We start from the raw sequence: 14,963 nt of genomic DNA on the forward strand, positions 1-14,963 counted from the left end.
GGCCCGGGCGTGCCGCTGGGTGTGGGCCGTGGGGCCACCGGCAGGCGGCCGGCGCGTCCCGCGGCTCCCGCCCGTCGCTCCACCCGCACCGCCGGCGGCCCTACCCGAAGGGCCCGGGCGTGCCGCTGGGTGTGGCCCGTGGGGCCGCCGGCAGGCGGCCGGCGCGTCGCGCGGCTCCCACCCGTCGCTCCGCCCGCACGGCCGACGGCCCTACCCGAAGGGCCCGGGCGTGCCGCCGGGTGTGGCCCGTGGGGCCGCCGGCAGGCGACCGGTGCGTCCCGCCGTTCCCGCCCGCCCCACCTGGCCGGCTACCGCTCCAGCAGCATCCGCTGCAACTCCCGGGCCGCGCGCGGTGGAGCCACGTCGCTGCGGTGGGCGAGGGCGATGGTGCGGTGCAGGCCGGGGCGGGCCAGGGGGGTGACGCGTAGGTCCCGGCCCGCCCGGGCGGCCACCATGCGGGGTACGACGGCCAGCCCGAGACCGGCGCGGACGAAGCCGAGCACCGCGTCCATCTCGCCGCCCTCCACCGCGAAGTCCGGCTCGAACCCGGCCGAGCGGCACGCGGCGACGGTCAGCTCCCTGAGGTCGTACCCGTGCCGGAACATCACCAGCCGTTCGCCCTCCAGGTCGCCGATCTCCACCGCCCGCCCGTCCCGGCCGGGCACCGGCGCCTCCGGTGAGGACACCACCACCAGGTCCTCGCGCAGCAGCTCCACGGTCGTCAGCGCGGGCGCCGGCGTCGGCAGCGGCAGCACGACCAGCGCGAGGTCGAGCGCACCGCGCGCCAGCTCCCGCACCAGGTCGTGCGAGCCGCCCTCCTCGATCAGCAGCCGGATACCGGGGTACCGGTCGTGGAAGGCCCGCAGCACGTCGGGCAGCAGCCCCGTGCACAGGCTCGGCGTCGCCCCCAGCCGGACCCGCCCGCGCCGCAGCTGCACCAGTTCCTGCACCTCGTGCCGGGCGGTGTCCGCGTCGGCCAGGATGCGCCGGGCCAGCGGCAGCAGCGCCTCGCCGGCGTCGGTGAGCGTGATGTTGCCCCGGGCACGCAGGAACAGATCCGCGCCCAGCTCCCGCTCCAACGCCTTGATCTGCTGGGACAGCGACGGCTGGGCGACGTGGACCAGCTCGGCGGCCCGGGTGAAGTGCCGGGTCTCGGCGACGGCCACGAAGTACTGGAGCTGCTGGAACTGCACCCTCTCAGCATAGCTCCAGCCTATGGAAACAAGCTGGACCATGTCTTGGACCGATCGGGACCTTCGGCCCTAGCGTGCTGTGCCATGGCACTGGCAACGCGGACGGACCGACGGCCGTCCATGGCGCGCACGATGTGGGACTCCTCCGTCGGCAAGAAGACCGTGATGGCCGTCAGCGGCGTGATCATGCTGCTGTACCTGGTCGCCCACGTCATCGGGAACCTGAAGATCTTCTTCGGCGCGGGGGAGTTCAACCACTACGGGCACTGGCTGCGCACCGTCGGCGAACCCTTCATGCACTACGAGTGGACGCTCTGGATCGTCCGGATCGTCCTCGTCGTCGCCGTGGTCGCCCACGCCACGTCCGCCTACCAGCTCAGCCGCCGCGACATCAAGGCGCGGCCCAGCAAGTACGTGCACAAGAAGCCGCGGGCCGGCTACGCGACCCGCACCATGCGCTGGGGCGGCGTCATCCTCGGCCTTTTCATCGTCTGGCACGTCCTCGACCTGACCACCGGCACCGTGCACTCCGGCGGCTTCCAGGAGGGCCACCCGTACCAGAACGTCGTGGACACCTTCTCCACCTGGTACGGCAACGTCGTCTACATCGTCGCGATGCTGGCGCTCGGCCTGCACATCCGGCACGGCTTCTGGAGCGCCGCGCAGACCCTCGGCGTCGGCAGCCGGAGGCGCGACCGCGCCCTGAAGATCCTCGCGAACGTCCTCGCGCTGCTGCTCACGGCCGGCTTCGTCGCCGTACCCGTGGGCGTCATGACCGGAGTGGTGAGCTGACATGACTACCTACGCCGACTACGCGACCGGCGCGCCGGTCACCGACACCAAGGCCCCCGCCGGGCCCATCCACGAACGCTGGGACAAGCGCCGCTTCGAGGCGAAGCTGGTCAACCCCGCCAACCGGCGCAAGCACACGATCATCGTCGTCGGCACCGGCCTGGCCGGCGGCTCCGCGGGCGCCACGCTCGCCGAACAGGGCTACCACGTCGTCCAGTTCTGCTACCAGGACTCCCCGCGCCGCGCCCACTCCATCGCCGCGCAGGGCGGCATCAACGCGGCGAAGAACTACCGCAACGACGGCGACTCCGTCCACCGCCTCTTCTACGACACCGTCAAGGGCGGCGACTTCCGGGCCCGCGAGTCCAACGTGCACCGGCTCGCGCAGATCTCCGTCGAGATCATCGACCAGTGCGTGGCCCAGGGCGTGCCCTTCGCCCGCGAGTACGGCGGCCTGCTCGACACCCGCTCCTTCGGCGGTGTCCAGGTGTCGCGTACGTTCTACGCCCGCGGCCAGACCGGGCAGCAGCTGCTCCTCGGCGCCTACCAGGCCCTCAGCAGGCAGATCGCCGCGGGCAACGTGGAGATGCACCCGCGCACCGAGATGCTCGACCTGATCGTGGTCGACGGGCGGGCCCGCGGGATCGTCGCCCGGGACCTGATCACCGGAAAGATCGACACGTACTTCGCGGACGCCGTCGTCCTCGCCTCGGGCGGCTACGGCAACGTCTTCTACCTGTCGACCAACGCCATGAACTCCAACGCGACCGCCGTCTGGCGGGCGCACCGGCGCGGTGCCTACTTCGCCAACCCCTGCTTCACGCAGATCCACCCGACGTGCATCCCGCGCACCGGCGACCACCAGTCCAAGCTGACGCTGATGAGCGAGTCGCTGCGCAACGACGGCCGGATCTGGGTGCCGAAGGCCCAGGGCGACACCCGCCCGCCGAACGAGATCCCCGAGGACGAACGCGACTACTACCTGGAGCGCATCTACCCGTCCTTCGGCAACCTCGTGCCCCGGGACATCGCCTCCCGCGCCGCGAAGAACGTGTGCGACGAGGGCAGGGGAGTGGGCCCCGGCGGCCAGGGCGTCTACCTGGACTTCGCCGACGCCATCCGGCGCATGGGCCGCAAGGCCGTCGAGGCGAAGTACGGCAACCTCTTCGACATGTACCAGCGGATCACCGACGAGGATCCGTACGAGGTGCCGATGCGGATCTACCCGGCCGTGCACTACACGATGGGCGGCCTGTGGGTCGACTACGACCTCCAGACCACGATCCCCGGCCTGTTCGCGATCGGCGAGGCCAACTTCTCCGACCACGGGGCCAACCGGCTCGGGGCCTCGGCGCTGATGCAGGGCCTGGCGGACGGCTACTTCGTGCTGCCGGCCACCATCAACGACTACCTGGCCCGCAACCCGCACCAGGAGCCGGTCACCGAGGAGCACCCCGTCGTCCAGGAGGTGCTGGCCGAGACCGAGGACCGGATCAACCTGCTGCTGGCCGTGGACGGCGACCGCACCCCGGACTCCTTCCACCGTGAACTGGGCGAGCTGATGTGGGAGTTCTGCGGCATGGCCCGCTCCGACACGGGCCTGCGCAAGGCCCTGGAACGGATCCCGCAGATCCGCGAGGAGTTCTGGCGGCGGATCAAGGTGCCCGGCACCGGCGAGGAGTTCAACCAGTCGCTGGAGAAGGCCAACCGCATCGTCGACTACCTGGAGCTCGCCGAGCTGATGTGCCTCGACGCGCTGCACCGCACCGAGTCCTGCGGCGGCCACTTCCGCGAGGAGTCCCAGACCCCGGACGGCGAGGCGGCCCGCAAGGACGACACGTTCTCCTACGCCGCCGCCTGGGAGTTCACCGGCACCGGCGAGGCCCCCGTCCTGCACAAGGAAGACCTGGTCTTCGAGTACGTCCACCCCACCCAGCGGAGCTACGCATGAAGCTCACCCTGCGCGTCTGGCGGCAGAAGAACGCCGACGCCGAAGGAGCGATGTCCACCTACGAGGTGGACGACATCTCGCCCGACATGTCCTTCCTGGAGATGCTGGACGTCCTCAACGAACGGCTCATCCTCTCCGGCGAGGAGCCGGTCGCCTTCGACCACGACTGCCGCGAGGGCATCTGCGGCGCGTGCAGCCTGGTCATCAACGGCGACGCGCACGGCCCGGAGCGCACCACCACCTGCCAGCTGCACATGCGGTCCTTCCGGGACGGCGACACCATCGACATCGAGCCGTGGCGGGCGTCCGCGTTCCCGGTGATCAAGGACCTGGTGGTGGACCGGTCGGCGTTCGACCGGATCATCCAGGCCGGCGGCTACGTCACCGCGCCGACCGGATCCGCGCCGGAGGCCCACGCCACCCCGGTGCCCAAGGCCGACGCCGACTTCGCGTTCGAGCACGCGGAGTGCATCGGCTGCGGGGCGTGCGTGGCCGCGTGCCCGAACGGCGCGGCGATGCTGTTCACCTCCGCCAAGGTCAACCACCTCAACGTGCTGCCCCAGGGCGCGCCCGAGCGGGAGACGCGGGTGCTGGACATGGTGGCCCAGATGGACGCGGAGGGGTTCGGCGGCTGCACGCTGGCGGGGGAGTGCGCCACCGCCTGCCCCAAGGGGATCCCGTTGGTGTCGATCACCAGCATGAACAGGGAGTGGCTGAGGGCGACCCGGAAGGCGGGGAAGCGGTAGCGGTCACCGCCCGAGAGCGTTCGCCGGACGGAGGCGGGCGGGCGGGGCCGGGAGTGGTGCTCCCCGGCCCCGTCTGGGTTTACGGGCCCCTGTAGTCTCCGCCCATGATCTTCGGGAACAAGGGGAAGCAGCGGTTCCTCGACGCCGCCACCGGTTTCGAGGCCGCTGTGCGCGAACAGGACGCCGACCGGTCGCAGCAGTACTTCCAGGACATGCACCGGTACTTCGGCGAGGCGGCCGACGCGGAGTTCCACCAGGCCGGGCCACGGCTCGCCGGCATACTCGACGAGGTCCCGCCGGGACCCCGCGCCACCGTCGCCGTGATCGTCGGCGCCTGCGTCGAGCGCGGCGCCGACGCCTCCGCCTGCGGGCCGCACGTCCTCGCCGGGCTCGCCGGAGCGCTCGACGGCGCCCGTGAGTTCTGCGAGCGCTGGGCGGCCACCGGCGGCGGCGACTTCCCCGACCCGCAGGCCGAGGAGCCGCACGACGGCCTCTTCGACCGGGTCGGCCCGGACGCGGCCGTGGCCTGGCTGACCCTGCACCAGTGGGAGATGGCCGCCGTCGCCATGCTCAACCACGCCGCCGTCCGCACCGCCCTCGACGCCGGGACCCGCGCCGGCCTTTTCCAGGCGCTGCGCGCCGTCGAGGAGGCCTCCGGCCACGACTTCAAGTGCCTGGCCTACGCGCTGCTCGTGCTCGACGACGAACCGCTGGTCGTCCTGCACCGCCCCACCGGCACGGGCTACGCGCTGCGCATGACCGGCATCGGCGACAACTTCCAGCTGCACACCCTGCTCGCCGACGTCCTCATCGGCGGCGGACACCTGCCCGGCGACGCCCCGTCCGCAGAGGAGGCGGCCGTCTGCCGCGACCGGCCCGGCCAGGTCGACACCACCGGCTCCTTCAACCTCGTCACCCCCACCGGCGACTGGGTGTGGAACGAGGGCACGCCCTCGGACATCCCCGTCGTGGACGGCGTACGGCTGCTCGTCCTCGACCCGCCGCCGTACCAGCGCAGCTGGCCCGCGGGCCGCTTCTTCCCGCACATGACGGGCGACCTCGTCCTGGAGCGGGTGCTCGGCGCGGACGAGGCCGGGCGGCTGCTCGCCGGATGCGTCACCAAGGACGGCTGACCAAGGCGTTCACCACGCCCACATCCGCGCTCCTGGCACCGGTCACACGCACGCCAACCGGCGTCGGAAGAACAGGAGCGGCGGGCCGTAGCCACCGGGCCCGCCGCCCCTGCCGACGATCCGGCCCGTGCCCAGGAGACAGCCATGACCGGCGTGACCACCCTCGACCGTCCCCCGCAGCCCGCGGCACCGACCCGCTACACCGTCACCCTCGCCCGTGACGAGGCCGACGTGCGTGCCGCGCAGCGGCTGCGGCACGAGGTCTTCGCCGGGGAGATGGGGGCCCTGCTGGCCACCCCCGAGCCGGGGCACGACGTCGACGCCTTCGACGCCTACTGCGACCACCTGCTGGTGCGCGAGGAGGTGACCGGGCAGGTCGTCGGCACCTACCGGCTGCTGCCCCCGGAGCGGGCCGCGGTCGCCGGCCGGCTCTACTCCGAGGGCGAGTTCGACCTGGCCGCGCTCGACGCGATCCGGCCCGGCCTGGTCGAGGTCGGCCGCTCCTGCGTCCACCCCGGCCACCGCGACGGCACCGTCATCGGCCTGATCTGGGCCGGCATCGCCCGCTACATGACCGACCGGGGCCACGAATGGCTCGCGGGCTGCTGCTCCGTACCGCTCGCCGACGGCGGGGCCCTGGCCACCGGCACCTGGGAGCGGGTCAAGGACAGGCACCTGGCGCCCGCGGAGTTCCGGGTACGGCCGCTGCTGCCGTGGACTCCCGGCGCCCAGGCCCCGGCCGCCCGCACCGACCTCCCCGCCCTGCTGCGCGGCTACCTCAGGCTCGGCGCCTGGGTGTGCGGCGAACCCGCGCACGACCCCGACTTCGGGGTCGCCGACCTGTACGTGCTGCTGTCGATGCGCCGGGTCAACCCGCGCTACCTGCGGCACTTCCTCTCCCTCGTCCCGGCCTGATGAGCGGCTGGCTGCCCACCGCGCCCTGCACCCCGGACGCCTGCGTGGAGCCGGATCCGCCCGCCGCGGCCGTACCCCGTGCCGTGCTGCGGCTGACCGCGGTCGCGGCCCTGGTGCTGGCCGGCGTCGTGCTGTCCCCGTTCCGCGGGAGGATCCCCGCCGGGTGGGTCGCGCGGTGGTGCCGGTGGATCGTGCGGGCCGTCGGGGTGCGGGTGCGGATCACTGGCACCGTCCCGCCGGCCGGCGGGCTGCTGCTGGTCGCCAACCACGTGTCCTGGCTGGACATCCCGCTGCTCACCGCCGTACGCCCGGCCCGGATGCTCGCCAAGACGGAGGTCGGGCAGTGGCCTGTGGCGGGCGCGCTCGCCGCGCGCGGCGGGGCCCTGTTCATCGAGCGGGACCGGCTGCGCGCCCTGCCCGGCACGGTCGCCCGGATCGCCGGCGCCCTGCGCGCGGGCACGGCCGTGACCGCCTTCCCCGAGGGCAGCACCTGGTGCGGACGGGCCCACGGCCGGTTCCGCCGGGCGGTCTTCCAGGCCGCGCTCGACGCGGGCGTGCCCGTCCAGCCGGTCAGCCTGCGCTACCGCCGGCAGGACGGCCGGCCCGGCACCGCGGCCGCCTTCGTCGGCGAGGACAGCCTGCCGGCCTCGCTGTGGCGGGTGGCCCGGGCCCGTGGCCTGGTCGCCGAGGTGGAGGTGCGGCCGGTGATCCCGCCGGGCGTCCACCCCGACCGGCGCTCCCTGGCCCGGGCCGCCCAGCCGGCGGCCCCGGAGCCGGCCTGGACGCACGCGGCCCTGGTCACCGCCGGGGAGCGGGCCGCCGTGAACGCGTAGCGCGTGAAACGGCTGTGGTTGATGTCTGGAATGCGTAGATTTGGTGCGAGAGGGAATTCGGAGGATGCACATCACTACTCCCTGAGGAGCGTGTGCCCATGTCTACGGGAACGCTTCTGGCGATCATCATTCCGATCGTGGTGGTGATCGCTCTGGCCGCCGTGGCGGTCTCCCTGCTGATGCGACGCCGTCACCTCCGTGAGCGCTTCGGCCCGGAGTACGAACGGACGGTCGAGGGATCCGACAGCCGGCTCGCCGCCGAGCGTGAGCTCAGGCAGCGCGAGAGGCGACACGACTCGCTGGACATCAAGGCGCTGCCCCCCGTCTCACGGGACCGCTACACGCGGGAGTGGACCAGCGTCCAGGAGGAGTTCGTCGACCGGCCGGAGGACGCGGTGCACGACGCGGACCGTCTGGTGACCTCCCTGATGCACGAGCGCGGGTATCCGACCGAGGGGTTCGAGCAGCAGATGAAGGACCTCTCGGTGGAGCACAGCTCCACGCTGGAGCACTACCGGGCCGCGCACGAGGTGGAGTCCCTCTCCACCCGCAAGCAGGCGACGACCGAACAGCTGCGGGGCGCCATGGTGCACTACCGCGCCCTGTTCGACGAGTTGCTCTCCGACGGCGGCGGCCGGGCGCAGCCCGCCCGGTCCTGACCGCGATCACGACCCCGCACGGAGGAACGCATGCACAGCAACGAGGACGTGGGCCGCACCACCGGCGAACTGTCGACCGAGGACCTCGCCCAGCCGACGGCCGCCGGTGCGGGCGCCGAGCCGGAGGAAGCCCCCTCGCGAGCCCCGGTGTACCCCGGTGAGAGCACCGGCACGCCGAGCACCGGCACGCAGAGCGCGGGCGACACGGCCGTCGGCGGCGGAGCCGACACCGACACGGACACCCACGCCGACACCGACGCTTCGGAGACGGCCGGGGCTCCGGCCGCCACCAGCGCTCCGGCCTCGGCGGACGAGGCTCCGCAACTACTGACGGACGACGACGAGCGGGCCTTCCGCGACCGCTGGCAGGTGATCCAGAACCGGTTCGTGGACGACCCGCGCGAGGCCGTGCACGACGCCGACGCCCTGGTGGCGGACGTCATGCAGACCCTGGCCTCCACCTTCGCCCAGCACAAGAAGGACCTGGAGAGCCAGTGGGGCGAGGGCGAGAAGGTGGACACGGAGGAACTCCGGGGAGCGCTGCGACGCTACCGTTCCTTCTTCAACCGCCTGCTGAGCACCTGAGCCCCGCACTGCCGTGGACGGCGCCCCGCCCGGCTCAGGGCATGACCCGCGCGAGGTAGGGCGCCGTGGCGCTGCCCTCCGCCCCGGCCACCCGCTGCGGCGGGCCGGCCGCCACGATCCGGCCGCCCCGGTCGCCGCCGCCCGGGCCGAGGTCGATCACCCAGTCGGCGCCCGCCACCACCGTCATGTCGTGCTCGACCACGACGACCGTGTGCCCGGCGTCGACCAGCCCGTGCAGCCGCTCCATCAGCACCTCCACATCGGCCGGGTGCAGTCCGGTCGTCGGCTCGTCCAGCAGGTACAGGGTGTGGCCGCGGCGCCCGCGCTGGAGTTCGCTCGCCAGCTTGATCCGCTGTGCCTCCCCGCCGGACAGCTCGGTCGCCGGCTGGCCGAGCCGCAGGTAGCCGAGGCCCACGTCGAGCAGGGTGCCCAGGCTGCGGGCGGCGCCCGGGGCGTCCGCGAAGAACTCCGCGGCGGCCTCCACGGTCAGGTCGAGCACGTCGGCGATGCTCCGCCCCCGGTACGTCACCTGAAGCGTCTCGGGGTTGTAGCGGGCGCCGCCGCAGTCCGGGCAGGGCGCGTACGTGCTCGGCAGGAACAGCAGCTCCACGCTGACGAACCCCTCGCCCTGGCAGGTCTCGCAGCGCCCTCCCGCCACGTTGAACGAGAACCGTCCCACCCCGTACCCGCGTGCCCGCGCCTCCTCGGTACCGGCGAACACCTTCCGTACGACGTCGAACAGGCCCGTGTAGGTGGCCAGGTTGGAGCGCGGGGTGCGCCCGATGGGCCGCTGGTCCACCCGTACCAGCCGCCCGACCCCCGCCGCGTCCTCCGTCAACTCGCCGATCAGCGTGGACTTTCCCGAGCCGGAGACACCGGTGACCGCGGTGAACGCGCCGAGCGGGAACGCGGCCGTCACCGCGCGCAGGTTGTGCCGGGTCACCGGGCCCACCGTCAGCCAGCCGCGCGGCTCGCGGACCTCGCGCGCCGGACCGGGGGACTCGTCGAACAGGAACGCGGCCGTCGCCGACTCCTCGACCGAGGCCAGCTCGGCCGGCGGCCCGCTGTACAGCACCCGGCCACCGTGCTCGCCCGCGCCCGGGCCCACGTCGACCAGCCAGTCGGCGCCGCGCACCACCTCCAGGTGGTGCTCCACCACGAACACCGAGTTCCCGGCCGCCTTGAGCCGCTCCAGCACGGTCAGCAGCGCCTCGGTGTCCGCCGGGTGCAGCCCGGCGGACGGCTCGTCCAGCACGTAGACGACACCGAACAGGCCGGCGCGCAACTGGGTGGCGAGCCGCAGCCGTTGCAGCTCGCCCGCGGACAGCGTCGGGGTGGCCCGGTCCAGACTGAGGTAGCCGAGGCCCAGCTCGACCACCGGCGCGATCCGGGACTTCAGGTCGGCCGTGAGCACCCGGGCCGTCTCGCCGCCGCCGTCGAGCAGCTCCGCCAGGTCGGTCAGCGGCAGCGCGGCCAGCTCGGCGATGGTCCGGCCGCCGAAGGTCACCGCGAGCGCCTCGGGCCGCAGCCGGCTGCCCCCGCAGGCCGGGCAGGGCGCGCTGGTCAGGAACCGTTCCGCCTTCGCCCGCAGGGTGGGCGACTTGGTGTCGGAGAAGGTCTTCAGCACGTACCGGCGGGCACTCGTGTACGTGCCCTGGTACGGCCGTTGGATGCGGTCCGCGTCCCGGACCGGGTGCACCGTGACGACCGGCTGCTCGTCGGTGAACAGGATCCACGCGCGCTGCTCGGCGGGCAGTTCGCGCCAGGGCCGGTCCACGTCGTACCCGAGCGCGTCCAGGATGTCCCGCAGGTTCTTGCCCTGCCAGGCGCCCGGCCAGGCCGCGACGGCGCCCTCGCGGACGGACAGCGAGGGGTCCGGGACCAGCAGTTCCTCGGTGGTCTCGTGCACCCGCCCGAGGCCGTGGCAGGCGGGGCAGGCGCCGGCCGCCGTGTTCGGCGAGAACGCGTCCGAGTCGAGCCGCGGGGCGCCGGGCGGGTAGGTGCCGGCGCGCGAGAACAGCATGCGCAGCGAGTTGGAGAGGTTGGTGACCGTGCCCACCGAGGAGCGCGAGGTGGGGGCCGCGCGGCGCTGCTGCAGCGAGACCGCGGGCGGCAGCCCGGTGATCTCACCCACCTTCGGCGCCCCGACCTGGTGGATCAGCCTGCGCGCGTACGGGGCGACCGACTCGAAGTACCGCCGCTGCGCCTCGGCGTAGACCGTGCCGAACGCCAGCGAGGACTTGCCCGAGCCGGAGACGCCCGTGAACACGGCCAGGACGTCCCGGGGGATGTCCACGTCCACGCCCTTGAGGTTGTGCTCACGGGCGCCGCGGACGCGGACGTACGGGTCATGGGGGCTGTGCATCGGGGGGATACTCTAACCGCCCCCGTGCGCTACGCCCGCGGAGGGTTGTCCCGGTCCTGCGGCCGGGTGCCGAACTGGTCCCGCAGCTTGTCCTGGCCGGTGTCGACCTGCGAGCGGTACTTGTCCCCGGTGCGCTGGTCGATGTAGTCCCCGCCCTTGTCGATGCCCTTGTCGGCCGTGCCCTCGTGGCCCTTGAGCATGCCCTTGATCTTGTCCATGAAGGACATGGCAGCCCTCCTCGTCGCTGTCGGGTTCGCCCTCCCAGGGTCACCGGCCCGGGCCGGAACCGCATCTCGAACGGCCGTCTCGAACGGCCCGGCGGCCCGGTGCCGGTCGGTCCGCCGCTCGGCGGTCCCGCGCTCAGCGGTCCGGCGCGAAGAGCGCGGCGAGCCGCCGGTGGGAGTCCAGCAGGGCCGTACGGTCGTGGGTGCTGGTGGTGACGAGCAGTTCCTCGGCGCCGGTCTCCTTCAGCACCGCCTCCAGTTCGTGGGCGACCTGCTCGGCGGTGCCGGCGATGTGCCCGGTCAGAGCGGACTCGTAGAAGTCCCGTTCCCTCGGGGTCATCGTGCGGGCCTCGACCGACTCGGCGGGGGCGAGCGGCGGGAACGTGCCGTGGGTGCGGGAGTACGCCATCGACCAGGCCTCGGGAACCAGCAGCCGGCGCGCCTCGGCCTCGGTGCCGGCGACCGCGACCGTGCCGGAGATCACCACGTACGGCTCGGACGCCCAGGCGGAGGGGCGGAACAGGGAGCGGTACTCGTCGATGCCGCGCAGCATCTTCTCCCGGCCGCGCAGGTCGCCGATGACCACGGGCAGGCCCGCGCGGGCCGCGATCCGTGCGCCCTCGCCCATGGCCAGTACGAACGGCGGCACCCTGAGGCCCTCCGCGGGGCGGGCGTGCACCCCGTCCGGCGAGCCGCCCGTGAACCAGCCCAGCAGCTCACCGAGGTGCGCGGCGAAGTCCTCGGCGTCGCCCTTGTCCCGGCCGAGCGCCCTGCGCACCCCGTCCGTGAAACCCACGGAGCGGCCGAGCCCCATGTCGATCCGCCCCGGGAACAGCGCCTCCAGCACCCCGAACTGCTCGGCCACCACGAGGGGCCGGTGGTTGGGCAGCATGACCCCGCCGGTGCCGACCCGGATGGTGCGGGTGGCCGCGGCGACCGCGGCGGCGAGCACGGTCGGCGCCGAGCCGGCGACCCCCGGCACCCCGTGGTGCTCGGACACCCAGAACCGGTGGTAGCCGAGCGCCTCCGCCTCCCGGGCCAGCGCGACGGTGTCCCGCAGCGCCTCGCCGGGCGGGCGGCCCTCGCGGGTGCGGGAGCGGTCGAGGACGGAGAACCGGGTCCGGCTGATCAGTGTGCTGCTCACGCAGGGTTCAACGCCCTGGCGGGCACGGGATTCCCGCAGCCACGCCCGGTCGCGGTGCCCGGGCACGCACGGTGGGGCGCGCGCGGCGCGTCGGCGGTGTCGGGCTCGGGTCCGGATCGAGGTGTCGCGCAGGAGGTCTCCGGGGTGCGGGCCGGCTCGGTCGTTCCCCGGTCGCCGCCGGTGGCGCGGAGGTTGCCGGGGCCCGCGGGCTGGCTAGGGTGGCGGGTGTGACAGACAGCAGCAAGCGCCCGCTGGCCGTGTTCGACCTCGACAACACGCTGGCCGACACCGCCCACCGCCAGCACTTCCTGGAGAGCCGGCCGCGCGACTGGGACGCGTTCTTCGCCGCCGCGCCCCAGGACCCGCCGCTCGCGGAGGGCGTGGCGCTGGCCGTGGAGAGCGCCGGCACGTGCGAGGTCGTCTACCTCACCGGCCGCCCCGAGCGGTGCCGCCGGGACACGCTGGACTGGCTCGCGGCCCACGGGCTGCCCGAGGGGCCCGTCCACATGCGCGGCAACGCCGACCGCAGACCGGCCCGGTTCACCAAGCTGCAGATCCTGCGCCGGCTCGCCCGGGACCGGGAGGTGCGGGTGCTGGTGGACGACGACGAGCTGGTGTGCGACGACGCCGAGCGTGCCGGGTTCACCGTCGTACGGGCCCGCTGGGCCGCGAAGTCGGCCGCGCTGGAGGAGGCGCAGGAGCGCGAAGGGCGTACCTGAGAAGCCGTATCGGCCCGCTCAGGCCCCGTCCTCGAGGCGGAAGCCCACCTTCAGGCCCACCTGGTAGTGCTCGACCCGGCCGTTCTCGATCTGGCCGCGGATCTGGGTCACCTCGAACCAGTCCAGGTTGCGCAGGGTCTGGTCGGCTCGGGCGATGCCGTTGCGGATGGCCTGGTCGAGGCCCTCGTGCGAGGTGCCGACGATCTCGGTGACCCGGTAGGTGTGGTTCGACATGCGGGTGCTCCTCTCGTGTCACGCCGTACTCCACCGTGCCGTATCCGCGCTCCGTCCGCACGGCGTCACGCTGTACCACCGGTAGCCCCTTGACCTCCGCATTGGTCCATACCAAAATCCAGCACACCCGTACGAGCTCCCCGCTCGTCCCCCCACGTCGGGCCCCCTCCCCTGTCCCAGCACCCCTGCCAGACAGAACAGGACCCCTCGTGAGACGACGTCTGCTCGCCCTCATCTGCGCCACCGGCTCCCTCGTCAGCGGCTGCGGGATGCTCCCCGGCGACCACGAGCGCACGACCGTCACCGTGTGGCTGATGAAGGACAGCGCCTCCAAGGAGTTCCTGCAGCGGTTCACCGAGGACTTCGAACGCACCCACGAGGACCTGCGGTTGGACATCCGGATCCAGCAGTGGACCGGCATCGTCGAGAAGGTCCGCACCGCGCTGAAGGCACCGTCCGGCGACGGTCCGGACGTCATCGAGGTCGGCAACACCCAGGTGCCGCTGTACGCCGACGGCGGCCGGCTCACGGACCTCACCCTGGAGTCGATGCGGGACTGGGGCAAGGAGAAGTGGCTGCCCGGCCTCGCCCAGCCCGGCAAGGACGGCAACAAGCAGTACGGCATCCCCTGGTACGCGGCCAACCGCGTCGTCATCTACCGCAAGGACCTGTTCGACCGGGCCGGCGTCACCCGCCCGCCGAAGACCCGCGAGGAATGGCTCGCCGCCACCGAGAAGCTCGACTCCGGTGACACACAGGGCATCTACCTCGCCGGACAGGACTGGTACACGCTCTCCGGCTTCGTCTGGGACGAGGGCGGCGACCTCGCCCGGGAGCAGGACCACACGTGGCGGGGCACCCTGGACACCCCGGCCGCGCTGCGCGGCATGGACTTCTACCGCCGGCTCCAGGCGCTGGGCAGGGGGCCCGTGGACGCCGACGAGGAACACCCGCCCCAGGCCGGGGTGTTCGCCGGCGGCAAGGTCGCCCAGATCATCGCCGTACCCGGACTCGCCCGGGCCGTCGTCCGGCAGAACCCGGACCTGGCGGGCAAGCTCGGCTTCTTCCCGGTGCCCGGCAGGACCGCCGGACGGCCCGGGACCGTCTTCACCGGCGGCTCCGACCTGGTCGTCCCGCGCAACACCGACGACCAGTTCGCCGCGACCGCCGTCGTCGGGGCGCTCACCGGCGCCAAGTGGGACACCGAACTCGCCCGCACCATGAACTACGTGCCCAACAAGACCACCCTGGCCGGCGCGGTCGCCGGGGAGGAGGGGGTCGCCGCCATGGCCGCGGGCGCGGCGCACGGCCGGGCGACCCCCCACACCCCTCAGTGGGCCGACGTGGAGGCCGACAACCCGATCAAGGAGTACATGACCCGGGTGCTGAACGGCGCGGACCCGGCGACCGAGGCCCGCCGCGCCTCCCGCAAGATCACCGAGGTGCTCGCCCCGAACGTGGGCTGACCGG

15 protein-coding genes are annotated in these 14,963 nt (G+C 73.2%); 10 read left to right on the forward strand and 5 right to left on the reverse strand.

The features are described 5' to 3' along the window. Positions 1-308: 308 nt before the first annotated feature. Positions 309-1,193, reverse strand: coding sequence for a LysR substrate-binding domain-containing protein (locus ABZ923_RS18400; protein ID WP_361472449.1), 885 nt, complete (start codon positions 1,191-1,193; stop codon positions 309-311). A gap of 120 nt (positions 1,194-1,313) precedes the next feature. Between ABZ923_RS18400 and ABZ923_RS18405 the strand changes: the two genes are divergently transcribed. The 8 genes from ABZ923_RS18405 (at position 1,314) to ABZ923_RS18440 (ending at position 8,807) form a co-directional block, all read left to right on the forward strand. Next, positions 1,314-1,985 (forward strand): succinate dehydrogenase, encoded by a 672-nt coding sequence (locus ABZ923_RS18405; protein WP_361472662.1) that lies wholly within the window; start codon positions 1,314-1,316, stop codon positions 1,983-1,985. Between the two features lies 1 nt (position 1,986). Then, positions 1,987-3,936: a fumarate reductase/succinate dehydrogenase flavoprotein subunit gene (locus ABZ923_RS18410; protein ID WP_361472452.1), complete on the forward strand. Its 1,950-nt coding sequence runs from the start codon at positions 1,987-1,989 to the stop codon at positions 3,934-3,936. Next, positions 3,933-4,682: a succinate dehydrogenase/fumarate reductase iron-sulfur subunit gene (locus tag ABZ923_RS18415; RefSeq protein WP_361472455.1), complete on the forward strand. Its 750-nt coding sequence runs from the start codon at positions 3,933-3,935 to the stop codon at positions 4,680-4,682. The genes ABZ923_RS18410 and ABZ923_RS18415 overlap by 4 nt, the downstream gene beginning before the upstream one ends. Positions 4,683-4,786: 104 nt before the next feature. After that, positions 4,787-5,815 carry a hypothetical protein gene (locus ABZ923_RS18420; protein ID WP_361472458.1) on the forward strand — a complete coding sequence of 343 codons (1,029 nt, stop codon included), beginning with the start codon at positions 4,787-4,789 and terminating at the stop codon, positions 5,813-5,815. 144 nt (positions 5,816-5,959) lie between these two features. Beyond that, positions 5,960-6,730, forward strand: coding sequence for a GNAT family N-acyltransferase (locus ABZ923_RS18425; protein WP_361472461.1), 771 nt, complete (start codon positions 5,960-5,962; stop codon positions 6,728-6,730). Further along, positions 6,730-7,563, forward strand: coding sequence for a lysophospholipid acyltransferase family protein (locus tag ABZ923_RS18430; protein WP_361472464.1), 834 nt, complete (start codon positions 6,730-6,732; stop codon positions 7,561-7,563). The genes ABZ923_RS18425 and ABZ923_RS18430 overlap by 1 nt, the downstream gene beginning before the upstream one ends. 98 nt (positions 7,564-7,661) lie before the next feature. Further along, positions 7,662-8,222: a hypothetical protein gene (locus tag ABZ923_RS18435; protein ID WP_361472466.1), complete on the forward strand. Its 561-nt coding sequence runs from the start codon at positions 7,662-7,664 to the stop codon at positions 8,220-8,222. 30 nt (positions 8,223-8,252) lie between these two features. Further along, the gene (locus ABZ923_RS18440; RefSeq protein WP_361472469.1) at positions 8,253-8,807 is read left to right on the forward strand and encodes a hypothetical protein; all 555 of its coding nucleotides are present in this window, start codon (positions 8,253-8,255) and stop codon (positions 8,805-8,807) included. 34 nt (positions 8,808-8,841) lie between these two features. Here ABZ923_RS18440 and ABZ923_RS18445 read toward each other — a convergent pair whose 3' ends face one another. The 3 genes from ABZ923_RS18445 to ABZ923_RS18455 form a co-directional block, all read right to left on the reverse strand. Then, positions 8,842-11,172 carry an excinuclease ABC subunit UvrA gene (locus tag ABZ923_RS18445; RefSeq protein WP_361472472.1) on the reverse strand — a complete coding sequence of 777 codons (2,331 nt, stop codon included), beginning with the start codon at positions 11,170-11,172 and terminating at the stop codon, positions 8,842-8,844. A gap of 29 nt (positions 11,173-11,201) precedes the next feature. Continuing rightward, a complete protein-coding gene (locus tag ABZ923_RS18450) occupies positions 11,202-11,399 on the reverse strand; it encodes an antitoxin (protein WP_361472475.1) in 198 nt (65 codons plus the stop codon). A 133-nt stretch (positions 11,400-11,532) separates the two neighbouring features. Beyond that, positions 11,533-12,540, reverse strand: coding sequence for an LLM class flavin-dependent oxidoreductase (locus ABZ923_RS18455; protein ID WP_361472478.1), 1,008 nt, complete (start codon positions 12,538-12,540; stop codon positions 11,533-11,535). Between the two features lie 227 nt (positions 12,541-12,767). On the opposite strand from ABZ923_RS18455, the gene ABZ923_RS18460 reads away from it, so the two are divergent. Continuing rightward, entirely contained in the window at positions 12,768-13,259 is a 492-nt protein-coding gene (locus ABZ923_RS18460) for a hypothetical protein (RefSeq protein WP_361472481.1), read from the forward strand. An 18-nt stretch (positions 13,260-13,277) separates the two neighbouring features. On the opposite strand, the gene ABZ923_RS18465 is transcribed toward ABZ923_RS18460, so the two are convergent. Continuing rightward, entirely contained in the window at positions 13,278-13,493 is a 216-nt protein-coding gene (locus ABZ923_RS18465; RefSeq protein ID WP_361472484.1) for a dodecin, read from the reverse strand. A gap of 209 nt (positions 13,494-13,702) precedes the next feature. Here ABZ923_RS18465 and ABZ923_RS18470 point away from each other — a divergent pair, with 209 nt between their 5' ends. Continuing rightward, the gene (locus ABZ923_RS18470; RefSeq protein ID WP_361472487.1) at positions 13,703-14,959 is read left to right on the forward strand and encodes an extracellular solute-binding protein; all 1,257 of its coding nucleotides are present in this window, start codon (positions 13,703-13,705) and stop codon (positions 14,957-14,959) included. Positions 14,960-14,963: the final 4 nt, after the last annotated feature.

The organism is Streptomyces sp. NPDC046881 (assembly GCF_040645015.1).
Taxonomy (GTDB): Bacteria; Actinomycetota; Actinomycetes; order Streptomycetales; family Streptomycetaceae; genus Streptomyces.